The sequence below is a fragment of the Amycolatopsis viridis genome (assembly GCF_011758765.1).
Classification (GTDB): Bacteria; Actinomycetota; Actinomycetes; order Mycobacteriales; family Pseudonocardiaceae; genus Amycolatopsis_E; species Amycolatopsis_E viridis.
In genome coordinates this window covers 5,497,760-5,520,150 of record NZ_JAANOU010000001.1, presented here as the reverse complement: position 1 = coordinate 5,520,150, position 22,391 = coordinate 5,497,760, and the positions used below count along the sequence as shown (strand labels likewise).

The window sequence follows — 22,391 nt, the reverse complement described above, 5'->3', positions numbered from 1 at the left end:
GTGACGAGTCTGCCACAACGCGTGAAGGTGTCACCGGACTCCGACGAAATCGGCCATCTGCCCTGCGGTGTAGGCGAAATAGGCGTCCGCGGGGTCCGCCGTGCGGGCGTACTGGCCGAACAGCTCGAAGCTGATCGCGCCGAACAGCTGCGTCCAGACGGTGATGAGCCGGACGAGGTCGTCGTCCGTGAGCGAGGTGCCGACGGCCGTCCGGACCCGGCCGGCCTGCCCGGCCAGCTCGGCGGACAGGGGCGGGCCGGGCATCGCGGGGGCGAGCTCGGCTTCCTCCATCACACGGACCAGCGCGACGGCGACGCGCCCGGCGGGTGCGATGGTGTCCTGGGGTGCCTGGTAGCCGGGCACCGGGGAGCCGTAGATCAGCGCGTACTCGTGCGGGTTCCGCTTCGCCCAGTCCCGCGTGGCGGTCCACACGCGCATCCACCGTTCGCGGGGTTTCGCGGACGGGTCGTCGGCGCGTTCGGCAGCCTCGCCGATCTCGTTGTAGGCGTCGATGATCAGGTCGGTGAGCAGGTGGTCCCGGCTGGGGAAGTAGCGGTAGAGCGCCGAGGAGACCATCCCCAGCTCGCGCGCGACCGCGCGCAGGGACAGCCCGTGCGGTCCGACCTCGCCGAGCTGGCGGCGCGCTTCGTCCTTGATCTCGCGGGTCAGTTCGGCGCGGGCGCGTTCCCGGGCGGTCCTGGCGGCAGGCATGCGGACAGTCTGCCACATTCTGAGATCGGCGCACAAATTTGAGAGCAGTGCTCTTGCGGAAGTCGCGGTGTTCACTGATCTCAACAGAGAGCACCGATCTCGCTAAGGGAGAACCGAGATGAACCGCTACCTCCAGCCGGGCAAGGCCGACGGGATGTTCAACGCCGTGGTGGGTGTGCTGACCAAACTGGGCCTGAGCGTGGCCGGCAGCCGGGTCCTGCTGGTGCGGGGCCGCAAGTCCGGGCAGATCCGGTCGACGCCGGTGAACGTGCTGAAGGTCGGCGGGCAGCGCTACCTCGTCGCGCCGCGCGGCCAGACGCAGTGGGTGCGCAACCTGCGCGCGGCGGGCGAAGGGCAGCTGCGGGTCGGGCGCCGGGTCGAGACGTTCCGGTTCGCCGAGCTGACCGAAGCGGAGAAGCCGCCGATCCTGCGGGCTTACCTGAAGCGGTGGGCGTGGGAGGTCAGCCGCTTCTTCGACGGCGTCGACCACAAGTCGCCGGACGAGGTGCTGCGGGGCGTCGCGCCCGGCTTCCCGGTCTTCCGCATCACCGGAACCGCCTGAGGCGGGCCGGCGCGGCGCCCGCCCGGTGGCAGCCACGGGTCAGCTGGGTACCCGCTCCCGCGGTTTTGCCGGCGCGGTCACGGCGACCGCACGGGCGAGCGTGACGAGCAGGCCGACGTCCGCGGCGAGCGCGAGGCGCTGGGTCAGCCCGATCGGCAGCACCCCGGGCATCAGGTAGCTGACCCCGAACAGCAGCACGCCGCCGAGCGTCAGCAGGGTGAGCCGCACGATCGCGGGGTGCGTGCGCAGCGGTTCGGGCAGCGTCCAGCCGAGCGCGGCGAGGCTCAGGAACGCTGCGGCGCAAGCGTATTCGTGGATCTCGCCGCTCGCCGGGTGGAACCGCTCGGGGTAGCTCGCGGGGAACAGTGCGGCCGCGACGAGTCCGAGTGACCACGTCCAGAACACCACGTGCGTGGCCGGGCCGAGCCGGTGCCCGGCGGCCCGGAGTGCGGCGAGCAGCGCGATCGATCCGGCGGCGATGGCGATCATGCTCGCGCCCAGCAGCCCGATCCCGCCCTTGACGAGTGCGTAACTGGACAACGTGTCCCACACCGGGTTTCGGGCGCTGACGATGTGCAGGACGAAGACGGTCAGCAGTCCCCAGCCGATCGCGACGTTCGCCGCGAGCAGCCAGGGGCGGGCTCTGTCGCCCTTGGTACCTCCGGAAATCTCCATGCGTCCCAGCTTTCCGCCGCCCGGGGCGCCCAAGATCCGGAGAAGTCCCCGATCTTTCCCCTAGGGACGCCGGAACTCGACCAGCGCCAGCGCCTGGTCGTCGTGACGTTTGGCCCGCGGCCAGCGGATGCGGTCCGGGTCGCCGTCCTCCGCGGCCCGGACCGTGTCGAGCACCGCGTCCACACCCCGCGTGCGCGCCAGCCGCAGGGTTTCCGGCCAGGTGAACAGGCCGTAGTCGTCGACGCCGCAGGACACCCCGTCGCTGGCGAGCAGCACGGCGTCCAGCGCGGCGCGGGGCCAGCTGCGGACCAGGGCGTGGGCGGCGGCGTCCGGATCGGCCTCGGCCACCCAGAAGCCGCCCGGCTGGTTGCGCAGCGCCCGCACGGCCTGCTGCGTGCGCAGCCGGCCGGCGCGGCGGAGCGTGACCAGACGATCGTCGGCGAGCACGTCCACACTCTGTCCAAACGCGACGATGGGACTGTCCGCGAGCACCAGTGCGTCCACCCGCTCGGCGTTCCAGCGCAGCATCGCCACCGTGCTGGACGGGGATGCGCCGGGGCGCAGGCCGTGCTCGCGCGCGACGCCGGTGATCGCCGTGCGCAGCACGTCACGCAGGTCGCCACCATCGCGAGTGCCGAGGTCGCGGGCGAGCCGGGATGCCAGCCGCTCCGCGTACCAGCCGCCGGAGGGCTGGTCCGGGTCGGCCGAGGTGGCGCCGTCGAGCACTGCTACGGCGTGATCGAGCACCACGATGCGGTCCTCGGTCGGGCGTGGCCTGCCGTCGAGACCGACGCCGGGTCGCTGGGCCGTCCGGATCACGCGTCCGACCCTAGCTGTCAACCGTAGTTGACGCGCGCGCCTCGTCAACGTAGGTTGACATCATGACGAAGGCAACCGATCTGGCCGCCCGCGCCGGCGACCGCGACCCCCGGGTCGGCCTGCGCGCGGTGGCCGCGTTGCGGCGGCTGCTCGAACAGCTCGAAGCCGTCCAGGTGCGCAGCGCGCGGGCCCAGGGGTGGTCGTGGCAGGACATCGCGGCCGAACTCGGCGTGAGCAGGCAGGCAGTGCACAAGAAGTACGGGAGGCAGTGATGTTCGAGAAGTTCACCTCGGATGCCCGCGCGGTGGTCACCGGGGCGCAGCAGGACGCGATCCGCCTCGGTTCGCCACGGATCGACCCGTTGCACCTGCTGGCGGCGTTGCTGCACCTGCCGGACAGCACGGCCGGGCGCCTGCTCGCCGGGTTCGGCGTGGCCCTCGGCGACGTAGCCGCCGAGACCGCGCGGGTGCGGCGCCGGGGCGGCATCACCGAAGCCGACGCCGAGGCGCTCGGCGAGTTCGGCATCGACGTGGACGCGATCCTGGACCGGGTCGGACAGGCGCACGGGCCGGACGCGCTCACCGGTGGCGCCGGAGGCCGGAAGCGATGGCGCACGCCGTTCACGACCGAGTCGAAGAAGGTCCTGCAGGTGTGCCTGACCGAGGCGATCTCCTTGGGCGGCAAGGAACTCGGGAGCGAACACATCCTGCTCGCGCTCGCCGCGACGCGCGGACCCGCCGCCGACGTGCTCGCCCGGTTCGATGTGGACGCGCGGCGGGTCCGGCAGGCGCTAGCGTGATTCGCGCCAGGCGACGTGCGGCAGCAGGGCCTGGGTGAGCGGGCCGATCGCGAGCGCGTAGAGGATGGTTCCCACACCCACCGTGCCGCCGAGCAGCCAGCCGGCCGCCAGCGCGGTGACTTCGATGCCGGTGCGCACCAGCCGGACGGACCAGCCCGTGCGCGCGGCCAGTCCGGTCATCAAGCCGTCGCGCGGCCCGGGGCCGAGCCGGGCGCCGACGTAGACCGCGGTGGCCACGGCGTTGAGCAGGATGCCGGCGATCAGCAACGTGATCCGCCAGCCGAGCACCTGCTGGTCGGGCAGCATGGCGCGCACCAGGTCCACGACCACCGAGATGACCAGCACGTTCAGCACGGTGCCCAGCCCGGGCCGCTGCCGGAGCGGGATCCACAGCAGGAGCACGGCGACCGAGGCGATGCCGACGACCGTGCCGAACGTGAGACCCGTCCGCTTGGTGATGCCCTCGTGCAGGACGTCCCACGGGTCGAGGCCGAGCCGCGCGCGGGTCATCATCGCCATGCTCGCGCCGTAGAGGACGAGTCCGGCCAGCAGCTGGGTGAGCCGGCGCGCGGGGCTGATCGACACGCGCACCGGCCGAAGATCGATCGCAGTCACGAAATCCACTGTGCGGGGAACTGGCTCTTCCCCGCCAGGGCCAATTAGCAATAATTGGCTGTCATGGACGCGATCGGCCGGATTTCCGCCCGCAGATTGGCCGTGGTGCTCGGCGCTTGGCGACGCAGTGGCTCTCGTCACGGGGCGGCGGACCTCGCGGCGGCAATCGAACTCGGGGTGCTGGACGGCCAGCTCCCGGTGGGCACCCGGCTGCCGTCGGAACGCGAGCTGGCCGCGGCGCTGGACGTCAGCCGCACGCTCGTCGCGGCCGCCCTGGACCGGCTCCGGGAGGCCGGCCTGGTGGCCAGCCGGCGCGGCGCGGGGTCGTGGATCACCACGCCGCGGAGCCGGCCGCCGGCCGCTGCACCACCGGACAGCCCGGAGGCGATCGACCTCGCCCGCGCCGCGTCGCCGGCGATTCCGGGCCTGGCGGCCGCGGTCGATCGCGCGCGGCTGCTGCTGGTCGACGAGCTCGGCGGCCACGGCTACACCGGGCGCGGCCTTCCGGTGCTGCGGGAGCGCATCGCGCAGCGGTACGCCGCGCGGGGCCTGCCCACCACGCCGGACCAGATCATGATCACCAACGGCGCGCACCACGCGTTCGTCCTCGCGCTGCGCATGCTGACCCACCCCGGGGACCGCGTGCTGGTCGAGCAACCGACCTACCCCAACGCGCTCGACGCGATCCGCAACGCCCACACCACGCCGGTCCCGGTCGCGCTCGGCGAGCACGGGTGGGACCTCGCCGGGATGGAGGCCGCGGTTCGCCAGACCGCGCCCCGGATGGCGTACTTCATCGTCGACTTCCACAACCCGACGGGGGAGCGACTGGACGAGCCGGGCCGGGAGCGTCTCGGCGCGCTGCTGGCGCGCACGCAAACGCATGCGGTGGTCGACGAGACGTTCGTCGAGCTGGACCTGGAGGGCGATCCGCTCGACGGGCCCCCTCCGCTGGCCGCGTTCGCCGGGAGCTGGGCGATCAGCGTGGGAACGGCGTCGAAGTCGCACTGGGGTGGGCTGCGGATCGGCTGGATCCGGGCGTCGGAGGACCTGCTGACCCGGTTGTCCTCGGCCCGGTTCGGCTCCGATCTGGGGTCGCCCGTGTTCGAGCAACTGGTGCTGGCCGAGTTGCTCGGCGCGGGGGACGGCGCGCTGGCGGCACGGCGTGCAGATCTGCGCGGGCTGCGGGACGTGCTCGTGGAGGCGGTGCGCCGGGAGCTGCCGGAGTGGCGGTTCCACGTGCCGGCCGGCGGTTCGTCGTTGTGGTGCCGCCTGCCCGAGCCGATGAGCACCCGCCTCGCGGTCGCCGCGGCCAACCACGGAGTTCAGATCGCGCCCGGTTCCAGGTTCAGCGCCCAGGGCGGGCTGGAACGCTGGATCCGGCTCCCGTTCGCCCAGCCGGCGTCCCGCCTGACCGAAGCCACCACCCGGCTGGCCCTCGCGGCCGCCTCGATCCGCGCCACCCCGGCCGACGACCTACCGGTGGCCTGACGCGCCGTGCGGAGGTCCGGTTCACCACCGGAGCTGCCGGTGCGCTGGGCCGTCGGACCTGCCGCTCCAGGGAGGAGGTTCGGCGGACGACGTCCAGCGCACCGGCTGCCGGTCGCCCGGCCCGGATCCCTCCGGGCCGGGCACCACGGTGACCCGCCGGCACCGCCCCTCGACGTGCCGGCGGGCCATCGCGGCTAGGCGCGCATCGGGCTTCCGCTCGGCGCGGTGAGCGGAAGCTCCGGACACGTGCCCGTTGGGGCCCCGGCGTCGCGGGGGCATCGCGACGCCGGGACCAGCACCCGATCCGGCCAGGCGCGGTTGGCCGGTCGGGAAGTCACGGTGGCCTTCGGATGGTGCGGAAAACGCCCCGGTCGAACCCGCGACTTGATCTTGTTGTGGACGCGGGTCGCCTGTGTGAACGTGCCTCGCGTCTAGTCGGGCGAGGTGGGTGGCAGTCCCGCTGCTGTGGCCGTACCCACGAAAGCGCTGGTCAGCGCTCCCTCGATAGGCTGAACCGGGACGGCCGCGGCGTGCTGCCCCAGTACCGCCACCAGGTCACGGCCGCCGTTGCCCGAGTCGTGGGAAACGGAGATGGCGACGCCCGGATCACCCGGGCCGGCCGGTGCCGGCGCGTGCGGCGTGGTGTCCGCATGCGCCGGATCGACGATGTCCTGCGGATGCTTCGGTGGCGCCGGTTCGTGCGTCACCGTGACCGGCCTCCGGTGGACGCCGGACTGGGCCGGTGCGGCTGCCGGGGCGACCGGTGCGCTGAGCGCAGTGGGCGGCGCCGGCTCGGCGACGCTCGGCTCCGTGACGATCGGCTCGGGTGCTGGTGCGGTGGTGACCGGCTCGGTCCCGGTGTGCACCGCCGCTTCCGTCTGCCCGTGCTCGACCGGCTGGGGCGCCGTGGGAATCACGGTCTCGACGGTGCGGACGACGATGTCGCTGATGGGGTTCGTGGTCCGGTCGGCCTTTTCGGTCACTCTCGGAACCGTGGTATCCACCGTTCCGGTGACGGCCGAAAGGGTGGTGCCGACGGCGTCGTTGACCCTGCTCACGGTGTGGTCGAGCGTGCCGAGAATTCCGGTGACCGTGCCGAGGAACCCCGGCTGCTGTCCGGTGGCGACGCTGTCCGGTTCGGACGGACCCTCGTCCGCGGCGGCGGGAGGCGTTCCCAGCACCGCGAACAGCAGCCAGCCCGCGAACACGAATCCGCCCGTGAGCAGCAGCTTGAGTTCCGTCGGAAGTGGCCACGCGGACCGACGCGCACCCACCGCGCCGCGCATCGCCACCACCACCGTCCACGAACGACAAGTCTGAGAATGTTTCGGCCCGGTCATCAGGTGCGCTGATGTCCGCCGGTTCTGGCTCCGGTGGCGAGTGTTTCACCTCGAAAGCGATGGATCCAGCCCCGTACGACGGAACCCTGGTTCCGCCATCCGTGTGCCTGTTCGTTAGTTGATCACGGACGGTGTGCGTAGTTCTACTCAACTTCCTGCCTACCTGCGGTTTTCGGGAGCTTTCCGATTGCCGGCGCCATCTGAGTGAGAACTGGTGATCACGAGGAGTCCCATGATCGATTCCGACTTCGTCGATTTGCTGGCTCGTGCGTGGCGCGGGGACGAGACGGCGTGGGCCGCATTGGTGCGCGGGCTTTCGGCCGTCATCCTGGGAGTGGCGCGATCACACCGCCTCGGCGACGCCGACGCCTGCGACGTCTGCCAGAACACGTGGGCGGCGCTGGCGCAGCGGCGCGAGCTGCGCGACCCGGCCCGGTTGCCCGGCTGGCTGGCGACCACCGCGCGGCGGCAGGCGCTGCGGGTACTCCAGACGCGGCGCCAGGAGGTTCCCGTCGAGCGCGACCGGCCGGACCGGGGGCCGGTACCGGAGCGCGCGCTGTTGATCGCCGAGCGGGACGCGGTGCTGCGGGACGGGGTTGCCGCGCTTCCGGTCCGCCAGCGGCGCCTGGTGGAGCTCCTGCTTCGCGACCCGCCGGCGACCCACGCCGAGATCGCGGCCGAGCTGGGCGTGGCCGTGGGCAGCGTGGGCCCGCTCCGGCGGCGCGCACTGGACCGCCTCCGCCGGTACCTGGAGGCGCACGGCTACGACCACCCGTGAGCGACCCGCCGGCAGGCGGGCGATGTCGGCACGGGCGGCCGTGGAACGGTGGTCAAGCCAGCTTGTGCAGCCGCTCGATCGCTTCGTCCAGGACGTCGTCCCGTTTGCAGAACGCGAACCGCAGCACGTGCTGCCACTCCGCGGGGTGATCGGTGAACGCGCCGACCGGCACGGCCGCCACACCAACCCGTTCCGGCAGCTGCCACGCGAGTTCGGCCGCGTCCGCGAACCCGAGTGGCCGCACGTCGGCGCACACGAAGTACGTGCCGCGGCTCGGCCGGACCGCGAAACCGGCCGCGGCGAGCCCCGCGGACAACCGGTCCCGCTTGGCGGCGAGCGACGTCCGCAGCGACTCCACCCACGGCAGCTCGTGGTCGAGCGCGTGCGCGACGGCCGGCTGCAGCGGGCCGCCGGACACGAACGTCATGAACTGCTTCGCGGCGCGCACCGCGGCGACGAGCCCGGGACTGCTGCACACCCAGCCGATCTTCCAGCCGGTGCAGTTGAACGTCTTGCCCGCGCTGGAGATCGAGACCGTCCGGTCGCGCATCCCCGGGAACGCGGCGAGCGGCACGTGCTCGGCGTCGTCGAAGACCAGGTGCTCGTACACCTCGTCGGTCACCGCGATCAGGTCGCGTTCGCAGCACAACTCCGCGATCGCGGACAGCTCCTCGCGGGTGAACACGGTTCCGGTCGGGTTGTGCGGCGAATTCACCAGGATCGCCCGGGTCGCCGGCGTGACCGCGGCCCGCAGCGCGTCGAGGTCGGGCGCGAACCGCCCGTCGGCCGTCTCGGTGAGCGACACCACCCGCCGGGTCGCGCCGGCCATCGCGACGGCCGCCGCGTAGGAGTCGTAGTAGGGCTCGATCACGATCACCTCGTCGCCGGGTTCGGTCAGCGCGAGGAGCGCGGCGGAAACGGCCTCGGTGGCGCCGGCAGTGACGAGGATCTCGGTGTCCGGGTCGTAGGACAATCCGTAGCGCGAACGGTGCCGCGCGATCGCCGCCCGCAGTTCCGGCCGGCCGGGCCCCGGCGGGTATTGGTTCGCGCCGCCGAACAGCGCGTTCTTCGCGGCGTCGAGCATGCCCGGTGGGCCGTCGGTGTCCGGGAAGCCCTGGCCGAGGTTGACCGCCCCGGTGCGCATGGCGAGCGCGGTCATCTCCGCGAAGATGGTCGACGTGAACGGCCGCAGCCGGGGGACGAGAGCTGGTTCGCGCATAATCGCCGATCCTCACGGACAATGGGCCTGTGGAGCAACCGACCCCCGCTGACATCAGCCTTCCCCCGGTCCCGGACCAGGAGGGCAAGCGGCGGGCGCTGCGCCGGATGAAGCTGGTGGCGCTCGCCTTCCTGCTGGGCGCGACCGTGATCTTCCTGCTGACCACGTGGGCACAGTCCGCGGGATGGACCGGCTGGGTCGGGTACGTGCGCGCCGCCGCCGAGGCCGGCATGGTCGGCGCGCTGGCCGACTGGTTCGCGGTGACGGCGCTGTTCCGGCGGCCGCTGGGCCTGCCGATCCCGCACACGGCGATCATCCCGAGCAAGAAGAACATGATCGGCAGCAGCCTCGGCGAGTTCGTCGGCACGAACTTCCTGTCCGAGCAGGTCATCCGCGACAAGCTGCGGCGCGTCGAGGTCTCGCGGCGGTTCGGGGAGTGGCTGGCCAAGCCGGAGAACGCCGAGCGGGTCACCTCCGAGCTGGCTACCGTCGTGCGCGGTGTGGTGACGGTGCTCAAGGACGAGGACGTGCAGGCCGTCATGGAGCAGGCGGTCGTGCGCCGGGTCGTCGGTCAGCCGTGGGGGCCGCCGCTGGGCAAGCTGCTGCAGCAGGTGTTCGCCGACGGCGCGCACTACAAGCTCGTGGATCTGATGTGCGACCGCGCGTACGAATGGGTGCGGGACAACCACGCGACCGTGCTGCGCGTGGTGTCGGAGCGGGCACCGAGCTGGTCGCCGAAGTTCGTCGACGCGATGCTGGCCGACAAGGTGTACGGCGAGGTGCTGTCGTTCGCCTGGGCGGTCAAGACCGACGTCAACCACCCGATGCGCCTCGCGCTGGACAAGTTCCTCGGCGAGTTCGCCCAGGACCTGCAGAACGACCCGGAGACGATGGCTCGCGCCGAGCAGGTCAAGCAGCAGATCCTCGATCACCCCGACGTGCAGAAGCTGATCGGTTCGGCGTGGAGCACCGCGAAGGGCATGCTGCTCAGCGCGGCCGAGGACCCGTCCAGCGAGTTGCGCCGCCGGGTGCGGGAGGGGCTGCGGAGCCTGGGCGAGCGGCTCGTGTCGGACGAGGGGCTCGGCGGCAAGGTCGACGGCTGGCTCGAAGGCGCCGCGGCGTACGTGGTGCGCAACTACTCCACCGAGATCACCACGATCATCACCGACACCGTCGAGCGCTGGGACGCCGAGGAGACCTCGCGCAAGGTCGAGCTGCAGGTCGGTCGCGACCTCCAGTTCATCCGGATCAACGGCACCGTCGTCGGCGCGCTGGCCGGACTGGTCATCTACACGGTCGCTCAGCTGCTCTTCTGAGTTGTCCACAGGCCGGCGAGTTGTCCACAGGCCCGCTGTGGGTAATTCCACCGGGTGGCGGGTCCGGGCCGGCGGCGACTCCGCGTAGAACTCCGCGCGATGCGGCCGGCCGTCGGCCGGCGTGCGGACCCGGTCGTGCACACCGGTCGACACCGAGCGATTCCGGCCCCCGGCGTGCGCGGTCAGGGTTGCCGCTGCCGCCAGCTCCGCGCCTTCTCCCGGTTGCCGCACACCCGCATCGAGCACCAGGTCCGCGACCGGTTGCGCGACTCGTCGTAGAACGCCCACCGGCAGTCGACCGCCGGGCAGATCTTCACGCGCGGCCAGTGCCCCAGCACGACCAGCCGGGCCGCGGCCGCCATCACGGCGCCCACCGCGTCTCGCGCCACCAGTACCGGTCCCACACGTGCATCCACCTCGACCACGACGGGAACCGTCAACGGTGCCGCCTCCAGCTCGTCACCCACGGCCGCGCGCAGCGCGGCGCGGGCGGTCCGTGCCGCGGACGCCGATCCCGCCGCCAGGCCGCGTTCCCGGCTCCACTCGCGCCACCCGGCGCTGCGGGTGAGCACGTCGGTGCCGTCCGCCACGTCGAGGGTGTTGAGGAAGTCCACGACGAGTGACACGTCGGACGAGCTCACGTCACCAGTGTAAGCCGGACACCGGTTGCGCGGCTGCGGCCCGGCTCCCATACTCGTCGCTCGGTGTTCCCCGTCCTGGAAGGAATTCGCATGAGCGCGGTGCCGAAACTGGGTGCGATCGTTCTGGACTGCCCGGATCCCGTTGCCCTGGCGGGGTTCTACGCCCGCCTGCTCGACCTGCCCGAGCCCGTGGTGGGTGACGACCGGGACTGGGTGAACCTGAGCGATCCGAGCGGGGTGCGGATCTCCTTCCAGCGCGTGGAGTCCTACCGGCCGCCCGCGTGGCCGGGGCAGGACCTGCCGCAGCAGCTGCACCTCGATCTCGACGTCACCGATCTCGACGCCGCCCACGCCCGCGCGCTGGAACTGGGTGCGAAGACGCTCGACGACGAGCCGGCGACGTTCCGCGTCTACGCGGATCCCGCCGGTCACCCGTTCTGCCTCTGCGCCTGCTGACCCCGTCGCTGCAAACGGGGTGTATAGATGCCGACTATACATCGTGTGTATAGTCGGCCGGGTGGGAATCGGACAAACACTTCTCGGCCTGCTCGAAACAGGCCCACGGCACGGCTACGAGCTCAAACGCGCCTACGACGAACGCTTCGGCCACGACCGTCCGCTGCACTACGGGCAGGTGTACGCCACGCTGGCGCGCCTGCTGCGCAACGGGCTGGTCACCGAAACCGGGATCGAGCCGGGCGACGGGCCGGAGCGCAAGAGCTACGCGATCACCGACGCGGGGATCACCGACGTCGAGCAGTGGCTCACCACGCCGGAGAAACCCGAGGCGTACCTGCAGAACACGCTCTACACCAAGGTCGTGCTCGCCCTGCTGTCCGATCGGGACGCCGGAATGGTGCTCGACACGCAGCGGGCGGAGCACCTGAAGGTGATGCGTGACCTGACCCGGCGCAAGGCCGAGGGCGACCTGGCGGATACGCTGATCTGCGACCACGCTTTGTTCCACCTGGAAGCCGACCTGCGCTGGCTCGAGCTGACGGCTGCCCGGCTCGACGAGCTCGCCCGGCAGGTGCGCACATGAGCCTGCTCAGCGCCGATGGGTTGCGCAAGTCCTTCGGACCGACGGAAGCGTTGCGCGGCGTGGATTTCGCCGTCGACGCGGGCGAAATCGTGGCGATCATGGGGCCGTCCGGATCGGGCAAGTCCACGCTCCTGCACTGTCTCGCCGGGATCGTGCGGCCGGACAGCGGTGTGGTCCGCTACCGCGATCAGGATCTCGCGGCCATGTCCGACGCGCACCGTTCTTCCTTGCGCCGCACCGAGTTCGGGTTCGTCTTCCAGTTCGGCCAGCTCGTTCCCGAGTTGTCCTGCCTGGAGAACGTCGCGCTGCCGCTGCGCCTGGGCGGGACGAAGCGCAAACCCGCCGAGGCCGCGGCACGGGAGGCGCTCGACCGGTTCGAGCTCGGCGACCTCGCCGGGAAGCGGCCCGGCGAGGTGTCCGGTGGCCAGGGGCAGCGGGTGGCGATCGCGCGCGCGTTGGTCACCACGCCGAAGGTCGTCTTCGCCGACGAGCCGACCGGCGCGCTGGACTCCCTGAACGGCGAGCGTGTCATGCGTCTGCTCGTGGCTGCGGCGAAGGAGCTGAGCACCGCCGTCGTCCTGGTCACGCACGACGTGCGGGTGGCGGCCTACTCGGATCGCGAGGTGATCGTCCGGGACGGGCGGACTCCGGAACGGGTGACCGCACGGTGAACTGGTTCAACGACTTCGCGCTGGGCTTCCGGCTGGCCGTCGGGGGCGGCCGGGCGCTCCGCGCCAACCTGCCCCGGCTGGTGCTCACCGCGATCGGCATCGGCCTGTCGCTGGCGATGCTCCTGCTGCTCGCGAGCACGATCCACGCCCTGGGCGAGCGGGCCGACCGCATGGCCGGGCGGGAACCGGTGGTGGACGGGCCCGCGTCGCTGTACCTGGACTCGCAGACCGCGCCGGTCGGTGACCGGACCTTCACCACCACCTGGCTGGAGGCCGCCGGCCCGGACGCGCCGGTCCCGCCCGGTCTGGCGGCGATCCCGCACCCCGGGGAAATGGTCGTGTCGCCGGCGCTGGCCGACCGGCTCGCCTCGGATCCGGTGCTGCGGGCGAGGTTCCCCGAGCGGGTGGTCGGCGTTATCGCACCGGACGGGCTCGACGGGCCGGACGAGCTGTTCGCCTACGTGGGCGCGACCGGCATGCGCGCCGCGAACGAGGGCCTCGCGATCAGCGGTTTCGGGGCGAGCACCGCGGTGGACACCTCGTCCCCCCAGCTGATCTTCCTGCTGGTCGTCGCTGTCGTCGTGCTGTTCGTCCCGATGCTCGTCCTGCTGAGTGCCGCGGGCCGGATCGGCGGCGCGGAGCGGGAACGACGGCTGTCCACGCTCCGCCTGGCGGGCGCGCGCCGTGGGCAGGTGCATCGCATCGCGGCCGGTGAGTCGCTGGCCGGTGCTCTGGCCGGTGGACTGCTCGGCCTCGCCCTGTACCTCGCCGTGCGCCGCCCGGCAGCGGGTCTGGAGTTCGAGGGGATCAGCGTCTTCCGCCCGGATTTCGTGCCGGGGTGGCCGCTGGGGGTGGTGGTGGCCCTGCTCGTCCCGGTGCTCGCGATCGGGCCGGCGTGGTTCGGGCTGCGACGGCTCGTCGTCGAACCGCTCGCGGTGCTGCGCAACGCGAAGCCGGAGCGGAGGCGGTTGTGGTGGCGGCTGGTTCTGCTCGTGCTCGGGGTCGTGCTGTTGCTGCCGGACAAGCTCCTAGGGGTGGGCTCCGACCACCCGGGCAGTACCCTCCCGTTCCTGCTCGCCGGATCGACGTTCCTGCTGATCGGCGTGCCCGCGGTGATGCCCTGGGTGACCGAGTTCGTGGTGCGGCGCTCCGGGGGCGGGAGCCCGGCGTGGCAACTGGCCGTCCGCCGGCTGCAGCTCGACAGCGGCACCCCCAACCGGGTCGTGGCCGGGGTGGTGGTCGTGCTGGCCGGGGTGATCACGCTGCAGACGATGATCGGTTCGACGGCCGCGCACGCGGATCTGGTGCAGGTCGCCAGCGGCACGGCGTCGCTCAACGCAGCCGCCTCCGCCGAGGCGGAGGCGCTGCGACTGCTCGACGGGGCGCCGGGGCTGATCGGCGCCTACCCGGTCCAGCGGCTGACCGGCAAACCGGGGGACGGGTGGCCGGTCGAGCTGCTGGTCGCGCCGTGCCCGGTGCTGGCGCACCTCTTCGGAACGTCCGGGTGTGCCGATGGTGCCGCCTACGTCGTGGATGGCTCGGGTATCCGCCCGGGTTCGACCCTGACCGTGAAGCAGGTGCGCTTCACGGTCCCGGCCGGGGCGCAGGCCACACCTCCCGGTGCCGCGGGGATCACCCATGGTGTCGGCGTGGCGGTGACGCCGGCGGCGGCGAGCCGGCAGCACCTGCCGCAGGACGGACGCATGATCGAGCTTCTGCTCGCTCCGGGCGATCCGGGCGCGCTGGACCGGATCCGGGCAGCGCTGGGACCGCTCGCGTGGCAGACAAAAGTCTTCAGCGAGGACGAGTACCTCCGCGGCAGCGGCCAGGACTTCCTGGCCGCGGCGAACGGGCTGCTCTACAGCGGGGGCCTGCTGGGTCTCGTCATCGCGGCGGTCAGTCTGCTGGTGCTGCTGGCCGGCCAGCTGAGCGAACGACGGAGGGCCTTCGCGGCGATGCACGCGTCCGGTGTGCCGCTGCCGGTCCTGGCGCGGTCACTGCTCTGGCAGAACGCGATCCCGCTGGTGTTCGGCGTCGCGGTCGCCGTAGCGGTGGCGATCGGCACCGGAGCCCTCACCGTGCGGCTGATGGGCCCCCACGTGGTGTTGCACGTTGATGCCGGGTTCATCGGGACAGCCGTCGCGGCGGCAGCGGTCCTGGTGTTCGCGGTGACCGCCGCGGCGTTGCCCGGGCTCCGGGCAGTCACCAGGGTGGAGGCGCTGCGGGCCGAATGACGGGCTTCCGCACCGGAACCGGCGGACCGCGGCGCGGATCCTGCGTACTGTGGGACCTGTGATTTGTCCGAAATGCCAGAACGTGATGCGGACCGTCAACAAGAACGGCATCCACATCGAGCAATGTGACGGTTGCCGGGGCATCTTCCTGGACCACGGCGAGCTGGAGCAGATCGTGGGTGCGGAGAGCGCCTATTACGGCGGTCCGGCCGCTGCTCCGCCGCCGTACCAGGGCGTGGGGCACAGCCAGCCGTACCGGGATTCACCGCGTCCGTACGGTGGTCCTGGATACGGCGACTCCCCCCGTCCCTACCGCGGGCACGGGTACGGTGACTCGCCACGGCCGTACCACGGTGGTCACTACGCCGACTCTCCGCGCCCCTACGGGCATCGGGGTCACCGCAAGCGGAGCTTCCTCGAGCAGCTCTTCGACTGACGCCGGCTGACGCGATGCCGGAAGCGATGCTGGACCCGCGCATCTGCCCTCGGTGCGGGGATCTGGCCGAGGTGCCGGCGGTGGCCGGCGACACCCGGTGCTGCCACCGGTGCGGCCACCGCTGGTCCTTTCGCCGGCTGCCGCTGTTCGCGCTGACCGGGCCGAGCGGTGCGGGCAAGTCGACGGTCGGCCCGGCCCTGGTCGACCGGCTCGGCGGCCGGGTCATGGTCCTGGAGCAGGACGTGCTGTGGGTGGCCGGGCTGCGGGACGACGTGAACGGCCATCCGGCGTTCCGCGGCACCTGGCTGCGGATGGCCGCGATGGTTCACCAGAACGGCCGGCCGGTCGTGCTGTGCGGAACGGTGGTGCCGCCGGAGTTCGAGACCCTGCCCGAGCGGGCGTTGTTCAGCGAGATCCACTACCTCGCCCTCGTCGCCGACCCCGAGGTGCTTGCCCGGCGCCTCCGCCGCCGTCCGGCGTGGCGCCAGTGGGACGAACCCCGTATCGCGGAGATGCTCGAGTTCAACGACTGGCTGCGGGAGAACGCCGAGACGCTCGATCCGCCGGTTGCCCTCTTCGACACCACGACCGTGCCGCTCGCGGCGAGCGTCGAGCACGTGGCGCAGTGGGTGCGATCGCGCCTGCCGTAACCGTCCACCGAGGACAAGAACGGGACCTGCGGCCCTCGGCCGGCGGTGCGTGGTGGCGTGACTCGGCTAACACTCGATGGTTGCAAGCAGTGTGCTTGCAATAGCTAGCACCTCGGCGTACCGTGGATCTCGTCGCGAGGAGAAGGACTGACATGTCGGAGGACAACGGACACGACAACTCGTCGGGCGGACCGGTCGACAAGGTCGCCGACATCGCCTCCGGGATCGGCGAGTACATCCGCCAGCAGCGCAACAACGCGAAGATCTCCTTGCGGCAGCTGGCGAAGCTCGCCGGAGTGTCCAATCCGTACCTGAGCCAGATCGAGCGCGGGGTGCGCAAGCCCAGCGCGGAGATCCTGCAGCAGATCGCCAAGGGACTGCGGATCTCCGCGGAGGCGCTCTACGTGCAGGCCGGAATCCTCGACCTGCCGACCGGGGGGCCGGTGCCCGACGCGATTCGCGCGGACACCGTGCTGACCGAGCGGCAGAAGCAGGTCCTGCTCGACGTGTACGAGTCGTTCCGCCGGGAGAACGCGGCGGCGGGCGGCGATCGAGGACCGACAACCGCCATCGCCAAGGAGTGAGCACAATGCCCAACACCAAGACCGCCATCGAACAGCTCCGGACCCCGCTGCTCGCCGCCCTGGGTGCCGGCAACCTGGCCGGTCAGGCCGTCGTCGACGCCGTGGGCAAGGCCCGGGAGCGCGTCGCCGAGGGCAGCGAGGCCGCGCGGAAGAACTTCGAGGAGCTGCCCAGCGAGGTGACCACCCTGCGCGAGAAGCTCGACCCGGCCGAGCTGCGCAAGGTCATCGACGAGTACACCCTGGCCGCGCTGAACCTGTACAACAAGCTGGCCGAGACCGGTGAGCAGGCGTGGGACAAGTTCCGCGCCGAGCCGCGCGTGAAGAGCGTGCTCGAGCAGGTCGAGGAGGCGCTGACCGCCGCGCAGGAGCGCGTCGGCGAGGTGAGCACCGACGCGCGCGAGAAGGTCGAGGACGTGCTCGGCCTGGTCGCGAAGCGCACCCGCACCGGCGGCCAGAAGGTCGCCGAGGCCGCGGACGAGGTCGCCGGCACCATCGAGGACGAGGTCGACGAGCAGCCGAAGGCGGCTCCCAAGACCGCGAAGGCCCCGGCCGCCCGCCGGAGCACGACGCCGGCGAAGCGCCCGGCGAACGCGACCACGCCGAAGAACACCAAGTAACCGGTTCGCGAAACACGGTTCGGAAAACGGCCCGGTCCTGGCGACCGGGCCGTTTTCCTGCCGTGGGGGCGGGCCACCGGTGCGCGGCAGCCGCGCGGACGGGCCGGGCCACGGAAATCGGTGGCGGTGACGTGGTCCTCGCGCTCGTGGCATTCTGGGGATGACCGAATCGGACGATGGGGGCGAAGGGACGTAGGCTGGGAACGTGCCGTTCATCGCGTTTTGGATCTTGCAGGTCATCAGCTGGGCCGGCACAGCGGTTGGCGTGGGTGCGTTCATCCACGCCCTCGTCCAGCGCGCGGACGCCTACCAGGCCGCGGACCGCAAGACCAAGCCCATCTGGCTGGCCATCACGGGTGCGGGCACCATCGCCATGGGGTTGTTCCAGTTCGTCGGCGCCGGGAGTTTCTTCTGGCTGGCCGGGCTCGTGGCCGTGCTGGTCTACCTCGTGGACGTGCGGCCGCGGCTCATCGAGGTCCAGCGCGGCGGCAAGAACTGGTGACCCGGCACCGCCTATCCTGGCGGTCGTGAGGACCTGGAGCATCGCCGGGACGCTGAGCGTCCACCCGGCCACCGAACGCACCGACCTGCTGGCCGAGCCCGTCGCCAAGGCGCTCGCCACGCTCGACGACACCCAGGCCGGTGTCGTCGAGATCGATCCCGGCCTGGCCGACACGGCCGCGTTCTGCGACGCCTACTCCTCGCCGCTGTCGGCCTCCGCGAACTGCGTCGTCGTCTCCGGCAAACGGGCCGGGGAGGTGCGCTTCGCCGCCGCGCTGGTGCTCGCGACGACCCGCGCCGACGTCAACGGCGTCATCAAACGACGTCTGGACGTGCGCAAAGCGTCCTTCGCGCCGATGGACGAGGCCGTCGAACTCACCGGGATGGCCTACGGCGGCATCACGCCGGTCGGGCTGCCCGCGGACTGGCCGATCCTCATCGACAAGGCCGTCGCGGACTCGCCCGAACTCGTCATCGGCATCGGCACCCGTGGCGGGAAGCTGCTGGTCACCGGAGAACTGCTGGCCTCGCTGCCCGGGGCCGAGGTGATCGAGGGCCTGGCGAAGCCGGTGAGCTAGGCCGGGCGGGTCGTCAGTGTCGTGCGGCGGGAGAGGATGAGGCCCCGCGGCACCGCGAACCGCTCCAGCAGCGCGAACACGCCCTCGCACACGAGGGCCAGCACGATGACCGCGAGGCCGCCCGCGAGGATCTCGCCGTAGCCGCCCGCACCCTGCGCGAACCCGTCCACGATGAAGCGGCCCAGGCCGCCGCCGTCGTTGACGATCGCGCCGATCGCGACGGTCGCCACGAGCTGCAGGAACGCCACCCGCGCACCGGCCAGGACCACCGGCAGCGCCAGTGGCAGCTCGATCCGCAGCATGATCTGCCGCTCGGTGTGACCGATGCCGCGTGCCGCGTCCACCGCGTCCGGCTCGAGCGACACCACGCCCGCGTAGGTGTTGCTGAACAACGGCGGCAGCGCGAGCGCCACCAGCGCCAGCAACAAGGGCCAGAACGACGTGCCGACGCCCCACCGGCTCGCCAGGTACCAGAACAGGATGATCAGGCCGAAGCTCGGGATCGCCCGGCCGATGTTCACCGCGCTGCTCGCGAGGAACGCGCCGCGGCGGAAGTGCGCCAGCAGCAGCGCGGACGGCACGGCCAGGGCCGCCGCGACGAGCAGCGACAACGCCGAGAACCCGAGGTGCTCCACCGTCCGGTACGGGATGCCGGCCGGGTCCGTCCAGCTCCACCGGCCGGGCCGGCCCAGCCAGTCCAGCGCCTGCTCGAACGCGTTCATGCCCGGCCCGCCTTCCGCGCCCACGGGGCGAGCGCCCGTTCACCCACCCACAACAACGCGTCGACCAGCACGGCGAGCACGATGGACAGTCCGATGCCGACGATGATCGCCGTCGGGTTCGGCGTGGTCGTCTGGATGCCTTGCCGGATGAAGAAGCCCAGACCGCCCATCCCGAGCATCGCGGTGACCGTGACCAGCCCGATCGTGGTGACCGCCGCCACGCGCAGCCCGGCGACGACCACCGGCAGCGCCAGCGGGAACTCGACCTGCAGCAGCAGGCGCACCCGCGTGAAGCCCATGCCGATCGCCGCTTCCCGCACCTCCTCGGGCACCTGCTGGATACCGGTGACGATGTTGCGCAGCAAGATCAGCAGCGTGTATGTGGCGAGCGGGATCACCGCGGTGGTGAACGACAGCCCGAAGAACGGCACCAGCAGTGCGAACGCACCCAGGCTGGGGATCACGTAGAGGGCACCCGCCGTGCCCAGTGCGACCGCGTAGAACCAGCGCCACCGCAGCGACAGGACAGCCAGCGCCAGGGACACCACCAGCCCGATCGCAAGCGCGGCCGCCGTCAGCGCCAGGTGTTCGCCCAAGCGCTGCACGATCTGGTCCGCGTTGCGCTCGACCCAGCGCCACTCGAACAGCGGCCGGTCGCCCGCGGCCAGCAGGTACTCGCTCACGCGGCGAGCATACGGGCGGGGGCCGACAACCACCGGCGCGCGATCTCACGATGTGAATTCTGTCGGTGGTTGCGGTTAGGGTCGCTCTGACGAACGGCACTGGAGGGTGAACAGGTATGCGATGGACACGGAGCCTGCGGGCGGCGGGGGCGCTCGCGGTAGCGGTCCTGGGGCTGACGGCGTGCGGCGGTGGTGGCGACAGCGGGTCGGCGCAGCCGGGCAAGGGCGGCGCGCCGATCGTGGTGGCGTCCTTCAACTTCACCGACAGCCAGATCCTGGCGGAGGTGTATTCGCAGGCGCTGGAGGCAAAGGGTTATCCGGTCCAGCGGAAGTTCAACATCGGCTCGCGTGAGCTGGTGTACCCGTCGCTGAAGTCGGGCGAGCTGCAGTTCATCCCCGAGTACCAGGGTGCGGCCATCAGCTCCGGCTTCAACGAGCAGGCGCCCACCGACGCGGCGTCCGAGCACGCGAAGCTGGCCGAGTTGTTCGCGCCGTCCGGGGTCGGGCTGCTCGACTACGCGCCGGCCGAGAACAAGAACACCTACGTGGCGAAGTCGGACCTCGCGCAGCAGCACGGGCTGAAGACGATCAGCGATCTGAAGAAGCTGGACAAGGTGGTCCTCGGCGGGCCGCCGGAGTGCGGCACCCGGGCCAACTGCTTCGTCGGCTTCCGGGACGTCTACAAGCTGAACGCCACGTTCTCGAGCATCCAGGAGTCCGGTCCGCGGGTCGAGCAGCTGCGTTCGGGTGCGGTCACGGTCATCCCGCTCGACTCGGTGAACCCGCTGGTCGGCAGCTCCGATTTCACCGCGCTGGAGGACGACCAGCACATCGTGGCCACCGAGAACATCGTGCCCGCGGTGAACAAGAAGGTGCTGGACGAGCGCGGCGCGGACTTCGCGGCGGCGGTCAACGCGGTGAGCGCCAAGCTGACCACCGACCAGCTGCGTGAGCTGAACAAGCAGGTCGACGAGGACGGCGACCAGGTGGCCGACGTGGCGAAGGACTGGCTGCGCGGACAGGGTCTGATCTGATCCGCTCCGGTGGCGGCGTTCCGCGCCGCCACCGGCACCGCGGCCACAGCTCCCCCGCGGCGGGGGTCCTAGAGTCGCGGGCAACGGAGTTCGAGCAGATCAGGAGGGGTTATGGCGAAGGTCACGGCCACCGCGGAACGGACGATCGACGCGCCGGCCGAGAAGGTGCGGGCGCTCGTCGCCGACTACGCCGGGACCCGGCCGAAGATCCTGACCGAGCAGTACCGCGACTACGAGGTGGTCGAGGGCGGGACCGGGGCCGGCACCAAGGCGAAGTGGAAGTTGCAGGCCACCTCGAAGCGGGTGCGGGACGTCGTGGCGAGTGTGACGGAGCCGGAAGCGGGCACCCTGGTCGAGACCGACGCCAACTCCAGCATGGTCACCACCTGGACGGTGCGGCCTGCGGGGGAGCGCAGCGTCGTGCGGATCGAGACCACCTGGCAGGGCGCCGGGGGCATCGGCGGCTTCTTCGAGAAGACCTTCGCGCCGGCCGGGCTGCGGCGGATCTACGACGGTGTGCTGGCCAAGCTGGCCGAACTCGTCTGAGGCGGTGGCTTCGGACACAAAGCGGAATCCTCGCCCCGGATAGCACGTTGGCGCCGGTGGACCACATCCCACGGCACCAGGAGTCATCGTGAGCACCACCGCGACCGAGATCCGGCTCGCTTCCCGTCCGCACGGCGCACCGACGCTCGACAACTTCGACATCGTCGACGTCGAGGTGCCCCGGCCCGGCGAGGGCCAGGCGCTGGTCCGCAATCTGGAGATCAGCGTCGACCCGTACATGCGGGGCCGGATGAGCTCGGCCAAGTCGTACGTGCCGCCGTACGAGGTCGGCAAGGTGATGCTGGGCGGCGCGGTCGGTGAGGTCGTCGAGTCGAACACCGACGCGCTGCGGCCGGGTGACCTGGTGTTGCACGGCTTCGGCTGGCGGTCGCACGCGGTCGTCACACCGGAGCAGGCCACGAAGATCAACGCCGGGGCGGCGCCCCGCGAGGCGTACCTCGGCGTGCTCGGGATGACCGGCCTCACCGCCTACGCCGGGCTGATGGAGATCGCGCAGTTCCGGCCGGACGACACCGTGTTCGTCTCCGGTGCGGCCGGCGCGGTCGGGTCCGTCGTCGGCCAGCTCGCGAAGCTCAAGGGCGCCAACCGGGTCGTGGGCAGCGCCGGGTCCGCCGAGAAGGTCCGGCACCTGATCGACGACCTCGGCTTCGACGCCGCCTTCAACTACAAGGACGGGCCGGTCGCCGAACAGCTGGCGCAGGCCGCTCCCGAGGGCATCGACGTGTACTTCGACAACGTCGGCGGCGAGCACCTGGAGGCGGCCATCGCCTCCGCCAACGTGCACGCCCGCTTCGCGGTGTGCGGCATGATCTCCATCTACAACCTCACCGAGCCGCCCGCTGCGCCGCGGAACCTGGGCCAGATCATCGGCAAGCGGCTCGCCATCCGCGGGTTCCTGGTCAGTGACCACTACGACCTGCAGGCGAAGTTCCTCGACGAGGTCGCCCCGCTGGTCCGCTCCGGCGAGCTGAAGTACGAGGAGACGATCGTCGAGGGGCTCCGGAACGCGCCGCAGGCGTTCCTGGACCTCCTGGCCGGGGCCAACACCGGCAAGATGCTCGTCCGGGTCTGATACGCCCGGCGCCGTACGGCGAAGAGACGTCGCC

General features: G+C 71.5%; 28 protein-coding genes. 19 read left to right on the top strand and 9 right to left on the bottom strand.

The genetic code is table 11. The features are described 5' to 3' along the window. Nucleotides 1–30 precede the first annotated feature (30 nt). Nucleotides 31–711 carry a TetR/AcrR family transcriptional regulator gene (locus FHX46_RS27355; RefSeq protein ID WP_167120656.1) on the bottom strand — a complete coding sequence of 227 codons (681 nt, stop codon included), beginning with the start codon at nt 709–711 and terminating at the stop codon, nt 31–33. 118 nt (nt 712–829) lie between these two features. Between FHX46_RS27355 and FHX46_RS27350 the strand changes: the two genes are divergently transcribed. Beyond that, nucleotides 830–1,273 (top strand): nitroreductase family deazaflavin-dependent oxidoreductase, encoded by a 444-nt coding sequence (locus tag FHX46_RS27350; protein WP_167120654.1) that lies wholly within the window; start codon nt 830–832, stop codon nt 1,271–1,273. A 39-nt stretch (nt 1,274–1,312) separates the two neighbouring features. Here FHX46_RS27350 and FHX46_RS27345 read toward each other — a convergent pair whose 3' ends face one another. Next, entirely contained in the window at nt 1,313–1,948 is a 636-nt protein-coding gene (locus tag FHX46_RS27345) for a DUF998 domain-containing protein (RefSeq protein ID WP_243871352.1), read from the bottom strand. Nucleotides 1,949–2,008: 60 nt separating this feature from the next. Beyond that, nucleotides 2,009–2,767 (bottom strand): protein phosphatase 2C domain-containing protein, encoded by a 759-nt coding sequence (locus tag FHX46_RS27340; protein WP_167120651.1) that lies wholly within the window; start codon nt 2,765–2,767, stop codon nt 2,009–2,011. A gap of 62 nt (nt 2,768–2,829) precedes the next feature. Here FHX46_RS27340 and FHX46_RS27335 point away from each other — a divergent pair, with 62 nt between their 5' ends. Both FHX46_RS27335 and FHX46_RS27330 read left to right on the top strand, forming a co-directional pair. Further along, complete coding sequence (locus FHX46_RS27335) at nt 2,830–3,039, top strand: helix-turn-helix domain-containing protein (protein ID WP_094003666.1); 210 nt, start codon at nt 2,830–2,832, stop codon at nt 3,037–3,039. Continuing rightward, complete coding sequence (locus tag FHX46_RS27330; RefSeq protein WP_167120649.1) at nt 3,039–3,566, top strand: Clp protease N-terminal domain-containing protein; 528 nt, start codon at nt 3,039–3,041, stop codon at nt 3,564–3,566. Before FHX46_RS27335 ends, FHX46_RS27330 begins: the two co-directional genes overlap by 1 nt. On the opposite strand, the gene yczE is transcribed toward FHX46_RS27330, so the two are convergent. After that, nucleotides 3,558–4,181 (bottom strand): membrane protein YczE, encoded by a 624-nt coding sequence (yczE, locus tag FHX46_RS27325; RefSeq protein ID WP_167120648.1) that lies wholly within the window; start codon nt 4,179–4,181, stop codon nt 3,558–3,560. The genes FHX46_RS27330 and yczE overlap by 9 nt on opposite strands. 63 nt (nt 4,182–4,244) lie before the next feature. On the opposite strand from yczE, the gene yczR reads away from it, so the two are divergent. Continuing rightward, nucleotides 4,245–5,672, top strand: a complete 1,428-nt coding sequence (yczR, locus tag FHX46_RS27320; protein ID WP_167120646.1) for a MocR-like transcription factor YczR — start codon at nt 4,245–4,247, stop codon at nt 5,670–5,672. 431 nt (nt 5,673–6,103) lie between these two features. On the opposite strand, the gene FHX46_RS27315 is transcribed toward yczR, so the two are convergent. Next, nucleotides 6,104–6,958, bottom strand: a complete 855-nt coding sequence (locus FHX46_RS27315; protein WP_243871351.1) for a hypothetical protein — start codon at nt 6,956–6,958, stop codon at nt 6,104–6,106. A 286-nt stretch (nt 6,959–7,244) separates the two neighbouring features. On the opposite strand from FHX46_RS27315, the gene FHX46_RS27310 reads away from it, so the two are divergent. Then, the gene (locus FHX46_RS27310; RefSeq protein ID WP_167120642.1) at nt 7,245–7,790 is read left to right on the top strand and encodes an RNA polymerase sigma factor; all 546 of its coding nucleotides are present in this window, start codon (nt 7,245–7,247) and stop codon (nt 7,788–7,790) included. Nucleotides 7,791–7,842: 52 nt separating this feature from the next. On the opposite strand, the gene FHX46_RS27305 is transcribed toward FHX46_RS27310, so the two are convergent. Next, the gene (locus tag FHX46_RS27305) at nt 7,843–9,009 is read right to left on the bottom strand and encodes a pyridoxal phosphate-dependent aminotransferase (protein WP_167120640.1); all 1,167 of its coding nucleotides are present in this window, start codon (nt 9,007–9,009) and stop codon (nt 7,843–7,845) included. A gap of 29 nt (nt 9,010–9,038) precedes the next feature. Between FHX46_RS27305 and FHX46_RS27300 the strand changes: the two genes are divergently transcribed. After that, complete coding sequence (locus FHX46_RS27300) at nt 9,039–10,325, top strand: DUF445 domain-containing protein (protein WP_167120638.1); 1,287 nt, start codon at nt 9,039–9,041, stop codon at nt 10,323–10,325. Nucleotides 10,326–10,507: 182 nt separating this feature from the next. On the opposite strand, the gene FHX46_RS27295 is transcribed toward FHX46_RS27300, so the two are convergent. Continuing rightward, nucleotides 10,508–10,966, bottom strand: coding sequence for a CGNR zinc finger domain-containing protein (locus FHX46_RS27295; RefSeq protein ID WP_167120636.1), 459 nt, complete (start codon nt 10,964–10,966; stop codon nt 10,508–10,510). A gap of 90 nt (nt 10,967–11,056) precedes the next feature. Between FHX46_RS27295 and FHX46_RS27290 the strand changes: the two genes are divergently transcribed. The 10 genes from FHX46_RS27290 (at nt 11,057) to FHX46_RS27245 (ending at nt 18,279) form a co-directional block, all read left to right on the top strand. Next, nucleotides 11,057–11,422: a VOC family protein gene (locus FHX46_RS27290; RefSeq protein WP_167120634.1), complete on the top strand. Its 366-nt coding sequence runs from the start codon at nt 11,057–11,059 to the stop codon at nt 11,420–11,422. A 61-nt stretch (nt 11,423–11,483) separates the two neighbouring features. Further along, nucleotides 11,484–12,008 (top strand): PadR family transcriptional regulator, encoded by a 525-nt coding sequence (locus FHX46_RS27285; RefSeq protein ID WP_167120632.1) that lies wholly within the window; start codon nt 11,484–11,486, stop codon nt 12,006–12,008. Continuing rightward, complete coding sequence (locus FHX46_RS27280) at nt 12,005–12,679, top strand: ABC transporter ATP-binding protein (protein WP_167120630.1); 675 nt, start codon at nt 12,005–12,007, stop codon at nt 12,677–12,679. The genes FHX46_RS27285 and FHX46_RS27280 overlap by 4 nt, the downstream gene beginning before the upstream one ends. Further along, a complete protein-coding gene (locus tag FHX46_RS27275) occupies nt 12,676–14,913 on the top strand; it encodes an FtsX-like permease family protein (RefSeq protein WP_167120628.1) in 2,238 nt (745 codons plus the stop codon). Before FHX46_RS27280 ends, FHX46_RS27275 begins: the two co-directional genes overlap by 4 nt. A gap of 58 nt (nt 14,914–14,971) precedes the next feature. After that, entirely contained in the window at nt 14,972–15,349 is a 378-nt protein-coding gene (locus FHX46_RS27270) for a TFIIB-type zinc ribbon-containing protein (protein WP_167120627.1), read from the top strand. A gap of 26 nt (nt 15,350–15,375) precedes the next feature. After that, the gene (locus FHX46_RS27265; protein WP_208401844.1) at nt 15,376–15,999 is read left to right on the top strand and encodes an ATP-binding cassette domain-containing protein; all 624 of its coding nucleotides are present in this window, start codon (nt 15,376–15,378) and stop codon (nt 15,997–15,999) included. A 152-nt stretch (nt 16,000–16,151) separates the two neighbouring features. Next, a complete protein-coding gene (locus FHX46_RS27260) occupies nt 16,152–16,583 on the top strand; it encodes a helix-turn-helix domain-containing protein (protein WP_167120625.1) in 432 nt (143 codons plus the stop codon). Between the two features lie 5 nt (nt 16,584–16,588). Further along, on the top strand, nt 16,589–17,200 hold the full coding sequence (locus tag FHX46_RS27255; protein WP_167120623.1) for a hypothetical protein: 612 nt from the start codon (nt 16,589–16,591) through the stop codon (nt 17,198–17,200). 205 nt (nt 17,201–17,405) lie between these two features. Further along, nucleotides 17,406–17,702 carry a DUF2516 family protein gene (locus FHX46_RS27250; RefSeq protein WP_167101108.1) on the top strand — a complete coding sequence of 99 codons (297 nt, stop codon included), beginning with the start codon at nt 17,406–17,408 and terminating at the stop codon, nt 17,700–17,702. Between the two features lie 25 nt (nt 17,703–17,727). Next, nucleotides 17,728–18,279 (top strand): YbaK/EbsC family protein, encoded by a 552-nt coding sequence (locus FHX46_RS27245; RefSeq protein WP_167120621.1) that lies wholly within the window; start codon nt 17,728–17,730, stop codon nt 18,277–18,279. On the opposite strand, the gene FHX46_RS27240 is transcribed toward FHX46_RS27245, so the two are convergent. Then, nucleotides 18,276–19,001, bottom strand: a complete 726-nt coding sequence (locus tag FHX46_RS27240; RefSeq protein ID WP_208400308.1) for an ABC transporter permease — start codon at nt 18,999–19,001, stop codon at nt 18,276–18,278. The genes FHX46_RS27245 and FHX46_RS27240 overlap by 4 nt on opposite strands. Further along, complete coding sequence (locus FHX46_RS27235) at nt 18,998–19,684, bottom strand: ABC transporter permease (RefSeq protein ID WP_167120617.1); 687 nt, start codon at nt 19,682–19,684, stop codon at nt 18,998–19,000. The genes FHX46_RS27240 and FHX46_RS27235 overlap by 4 nt, the downstream gene beginning before the upstream one ends. Before the next feature lie 116 nt (nt 19,685–19,800). On the opposite strand from FHX46_RS27235, the gene FHX46_RS27230 reads away from it, so the two are divergent. The 3 genes from FHX46_RS27230 to FHX46_RS27220 all read left to right on the top strand — a co-directional run bounded on the left by FHX46_RS27230 (nt 19,801) and on the right by FHX46_RS27220 (nt 22,357). Beyond that, nucleotides 19,801–20,718, top strand: a complete 918-nt coding sequence (locus FHX46_RS27230) for an ABC transporter substrate-binding protein (protein WP_167120615.1) — start codon at nt 19,801–19,803, stop codon at nt 20,716–20,718. Nucleotides 20,719–20,829: 111 nt separating this feature from the next. Further along, complete coding sequence (locus tag FHX46_RS27225; RefSeq protein WP_167120613.1) at nt 20,830–21,264, top strand: SRPBCC family protein; 435 nt, start codon at nt 20,830–20,832, stop codon at nt 21,262–21,264. A gap of 85 nt (nt 21,265–21,349) precedes the next feature. Beyond that, nucleotides 21,350–22,357, top strand: coding sequence for an NADP-dependent oxidoreductase (locus FHX46_RS27220; RefSeq protein ID WP_167121705.1), 1,008 nt, complete (start codon nt 21,350–21,352; stop codon nt 22,355–22,357). The last annotated feature ends 34 nt before the right edge of the window (nt 22,358–22,391 follow it).